The following is a 4,820-nucleotide window of genomic DNA, read 5'->3' as shown; positions in this document are numbered from 1 at the left end:
CTTGCACGGGGTAGCCGCGCCCTGGTGGTGGCTGACGGAACCGCGGGATCACCCGAGTACAACCCGGTACGAGGATGATCCCGCGGCACCGCCAGCGACCACCTGGATCACGACTCCCATCGCACAAGCTCCACGAGACACGCCCAGACTCGTGGCCGAATCCTTGCGCATAGTGGCCCTCCGGCCACTTTCGCCCGTTTTCCCGCCGAACAAGACTCAGTGCCGTGCAGCTGACCACTTCGCGCCCCAAGGTCCACAGAGCCTGGATCATCGCGGGCGCCGCGTTCTTCGCCCTGCTCGCCGCCGCGGGCTTCCGCGCCGCGCCCGGTGTGCTCATCGATCCGCTCCACGAGGAATTCGGCTGGTCACGCGCGACGATCGCGTCCGCCGTCTCCGTCAACCTCGTGCTCTACGGCTTGTTCGCGCCGTTCGCCGCCGCGCTCATGGAGCGCTTCGGCATGCGCCGCGTCGCCGCGACCGCGTTGGTCGTCGTCGCGATCGGCGCGGGCGGCACGGTGTTCATGTCCGAGAGCTGGCAGCTGATCCTCTGCTGGGGCGTGCTGGTCGGCGTCGGCACCGGCTCGATGGCGATGAGTTTCGCCGCGACCGTCGCCGCGCGCTGGTTCGTGCGCAGCCGGGGCACCGTCACGGGCATCCTGACCGCCGCGGGCGCCACCGGGCAGCTGATCTTCCTGCCGATCGTCGCGAAGCTCGCGATCAGCGAGGGCTGGCGCACGGCGTCGCTGGTCATCGCGATCGCCGCGCTGGCCGTCGTCCCGCTGGTGCTGCTCGCGATCCGTGATCACCCAGCCGACCTGGGCATCGGTCCATACGGTGTGGACGAACCAGCCGAAGTGCCCGAGCGCCGCACCGGAACGGCCAAACGCGCGCTGAGCGTGCTGTTCTCGGCCGCGCGCACCAGGACGTTCTGGCTGCTCGCCGTCGGCTTCGCGATCTGCGGCGCGACCACCAACGGCTTGGTCAGCACCCACTTCGTGCCCGCCGCACACGATCACGGCATGCCGCAGACGACCGCGGCCGGGCTGCTCGCGCTGGTCGGGATCTTCGACGTGGTCGGCACCATCGCGTCCGGCTGGCTGACCGACCGCGTCGATCCGCGCATCCTTCTCGGTGTCTATTACGCGCTTCGCGGCATTTCGCTGGCACTGCTGCCGCAGCTGCTCAGCGACTCCGTCGAGATGAGCACCTGGGCGTTCATCATCTTCTACGGTCTCGACTGGGTGGCGACCGTGCCGCCGACGGTCGCGCTCTGTGTCCGCCAGTTCGGTGAGGCGGGCCCGATCGTGTTCGGCTGGGTGTTCGCCTCGCATCAGCTCGGCGCGGCAATCGCGGCGTTCGGCGCCGGTGTCATCCGCGATCATTTCGGTGACTACGCCGTTGCCTGGTACATCGCCGCCGGCCTGGCGATTCTCGGTTCGCTGGCTTCTATTTCGATTAGGAGGCCGAACACGTCAGTGGCCATCGGAGTGTCGTGAAACATGCCGTTAACAAGTGCCCTCTAGGGTGCGGCCATGGATCGCCAGCAGGAATTCGTGCTGCGCACTTTGGAAGAGCGCGACATCCGATTTGTCCGTCTTTGGTTCACCGACGTGCTCGGTTTCCTCAAGTCAGTGGCGGTCGCACCCGCTGAACTCGAGGGCGCCTTCACCGAGGGGATCGGCTTCGACGGCTCCGCCATCGAAGGTTTCGCACGGGTCGCCGAGTCGGACATGGTCGCCAAGCCGGACCCGGCGACCTTCCAGGTGCTGCCTTGGGAGACCCCCGACGGCGGCCCCTACTCGGCGCGCATGTTCTGTGACATCACGATGCCGGACGGCTCACCGTCCTGGGCCGACCCGCGGCACGTGCTGCGCCGCCAGCTCTCGAAAGCCGCGGAGGCAGGCTTCACCTGCTACGTCCACCCCGAGATCGAGTTCTTCCTGCTCTCGAACCTGCCCGACGACGGTTCCGAGCCCGAGCCCGCCGACAACGGCGGCTACTTCGACCAGGCCAGCCACGCGACCGCCACGCACTTTCGTCGCCACGCGATCGAGACGCTCGAAGCCATGGGCATCTCGGTCGAGTTCAGCCACCACGAGGGCGCACCGGGGCAGCAGGAGATCGACCTCCGGTACGCCGACGCGCTGACCATGGCCGACAACGTGATGACGTTCCGTTACGTCGTCAAGGAGGTCGCGATCACGCAGGGCGTGCGCGCGACCTTCATGCCCAAGCCGTTCACCGATCAGCCCGGCTCGGGGATGCACACCCACGTCAGCCTCTTCGAGGGTGACCGCAACGCGTTCTACGACGCCGAGGACCCGTACGAGCTTTCAGAAACGGGCAAGGCGTTCGTCGCGGGTCTGCTGACCCACGCCAAGGAGATCTCCGCGGTCACCAACCAGTGGGTGAACTCCTACAAACGCCTGATCAGCGGCGGTGAGGCGCCGACGACCGTGTCATGGGGCCGCTCGAATCGCTCCGCGCTCGTCCGCGTGCCGATGTACTCACCGGGCAAGGCATCCTCGCGCCGGGTGGAGATCCGCACGCTGGATTCGGCGTGCAACCCGTACCTCGCGTACTCGGTGATTCTCGCGGCCGGCCTCAAGGGCATCGAGAAGGGCTACGAGCTCCCGCCGCCCGCCGAGGACAACATCTGGCAGCTGTCGGACGCTGAGCGCCGCGCCGCCGGTTACTCCCAGCTACCGCAGAACCTCGGCGAGGCGCTGTCGGAGATGGAGAAGTCGGAGCTGCTGCCCGAGGCGCTCGGCGAACATGTTTACGACTTCTTCTTGCGTAACAAGCGGGTTGAGTGGGACAACTATCGCAGCGCCGTGACTCCCTACGAGTTGCGCACACTGCTACCGGTTCTCTGACAAGGAGGGCGACGGGAATTGCGAAGACTCGCACTGATCGTCGCCCTTCTTTCGTCCGTGAGCATGGCGCCCGCTTCCGCGAGCGGTCTCGGCTTCGACCTCGACTCCGCGACCATCCCGGACCTGCAAGCCCGAATGGCTCGCGGCAAGCTCGATTCCGTCCGTCTGACCTCGGCCTATGTCGACCGCATCCGGTCCATCGACCCGAAGGTCCGTTCGGTTCTCGTGGTGAACCCGGCGCTGCGCGCGGAAGCCGCCGAAAGTGACGCGAGGCGGCGCGCAGGCCGCCTGCGGGGTCCGCTCGACGGCATACCGGTCCTGCTCAAGGACAACATCAACACCCGATCGATGGACACGACCGCGGGTTCCCGCGCGCTGCGGACCAAGCCGCCCGCCGACGCGGAGCTGGTCAAACGCCTGCGTGCGGCGGGCGCGGTCATCCTCGGCAAGGCCAACCTGTCCGAATGGGCCAACTTCCGTGCCGCGAAGCCGACCTCGGGCTGGTCCGGCGTCGGCGGGCAGACGCACAACCCGTACGTGCTGGACCGGAACCCGTGCGGTTCCTCGGCCGGTTCCGCCGCGGCCGTCGCCGCGTCGCTCGCGCAGGTGGCGATCGGCAGCGAGACCGACGGCTCGGTCGTCTGCCCAGCAGGCATGACCGGCACGGTCGGCCACAAACCGAGTCTGGGTCTGGTCAGCCGCACAGGCGTGGTGCCGATCTCCGCGGAACAGGACACCGCTGGCCCGATGGCGAGGTCGGTCGTGGACGTCGCGATCACCCTTTCCGCACTTCAGGGCCGCGATCATGCCGACCCCGCGACCTGGCGGTACCCGGTCACCCAACCGCGTGATTACGCCGCACTTCTGAGGCCGGACGCGTTACGCGGAGCACGCATCGGCCTGTGGCGGCTGCCCGTGCTGGGCCCGGATGTCGACGCGGTCATGTCCCGCGCCGCCGAGGTGCTCGAGCGCAGGGGAGCGACGGTCGTCGAGGTCGACCTGCCCTACCAGGCACGGCTCGCCGAGCTCGAGTTTCCCGCGCTGCTCACGGAGTTCCACCGGGACATCGACAAGTACCTCGCCGGTCGTCCCGGTGTTCCGCGCGACCTCGCCGCGCTGATCGCCTACAACCGCTCCGACCCGCTGGAGCAGACCTGTTTCGCCGGGCAGGAGCTGTTCGAGCAGGCACTCGTCGCGCCAGGTCCGGCCGATCCCGGCTACCTCGCGCAGCGCGCCGAGCTCACCGACCTGGCGAAACGCTCGATCGACGAGGTCGTCGCCCGGTACCGGCTCGACGCGATCGCCGCCCCGACCAATCCGCCCGCGTGGAAGACCGATTGCGCGACGGGCGACAACGACGTGATCCCGTCGTCCACCCCCGCGGCGGTCGCGGGCTACCCGGCGGTGACCGTGCCCGCGGGTTTCGTCGGCCCGCTCCCGGTGGGGATCTCGTTCATGGCTGGGCAGTGGGCGGACGCCCGAGTGCTCTCGCTGGGCGCCGCTTATGAACGCGCGGCGAACGCTCGGCGGGCCCCGAACTACCTTCCCACCATCGGATGACTTGACGCCTACGGTCTGACCTGCGGCGATGGCGTTAAGTGACCCCCCTGTTTTCAGGGGTTTCGAGCCATGTAAAGTTCTCCAAGTCGCCAGGAACACCGGGCCGGCGGGGCCGCAAGCCCCGAGCAGGACCGGAGGCGCCAGGGCCGAGCGGGGATTTGACACCGCGAATCGGACCGGGTAACGTTCAGCGTCGGCCCCACGAGCGGCCGCCCACCTCCTACGAATATATCGTAGGTACGGGCATGGCTCGACCAAAGTTTAGATGAATATCGCTTGAAGCAATTCAGTGTGTTGCTTGAGAACTCAACAGTGTGCTAGTGAACTAAGCCAGTAGAGCTTATATATTGAACCTCGTTTGAGGTTCCTTTGAGTGCATTAAAT

3 protein-coding genes are annotated in these 4,820 nt (G+C 67.4%); all 3 read left to right on the top strand.

Features of this window, described 5'->3' with window-relative positions:
- The first annotated feature begins 224 nt into the window (after nt 1-224).
- From ACFV15_RS47850 to ACFV15_RS47840, 3 genes are read left to right on the top strand one after another with little or no spacing between them, the layout of a single operon-like run.
- Nucleotides 225-1,496, top strand: coding sequence for an MFS transporter (locus ACFV15_RS47850; RefSeq protein ID WP_378360151.1), 1,272 nt, complete (start codon nt 225-227; stop codon nt 1,494-1,496).
- 36 nt (nt 1,497-1,532) lie between these two features.
- Nucleotides 1,533-2,876, top strand: a complete 1,344-nt coding sequence (gene glnA, locus ACFV15_RS47845) for a type I glutamate--ammonia ligase (RefSeq protein ID WP_378360149.1) — start codon at nt 1,533-1,535, stop codon at nt 2,874-2,876.
- 18 nt (nt 2,877-2,894) lie between these two features.
- Entirely contained in the window at nt 2,895-4,436 is a 1,542-nt protein-coding gene (locus tag ACFV15_RS47840; protein WP_378360147.1) for an amidase, read from the top strand.
- Nucleotides 4,437-4,820: the final 384 nt, after the last annotated feature.

Origin of the sequence: Amycolatopsis sp. NPDC059657, assembly GCF_042734395.1 — a bacterium.
Taxonomy (GTDB): Bacteria; Actinomycetota; Actinomycetes; order Mycobacteriales; family Pseudonocardiaceae; genus Amycolatopsis.
The sequence above is the reverse complement of the archived record's forward strand: the minus strand, read 5'-3'. Positions and strand labels throughout refer to the sequence as shown.

Bases quoted from the DNA above. Each gene is read 5' to 3' on its own strand.
- glnA (WP_378360149.1), top strand. From the start codon at position 1,533: ATGGATCGCCAGCAGGAATTCGTGCTGCGCACTTTGGAAGAGCGCGAC.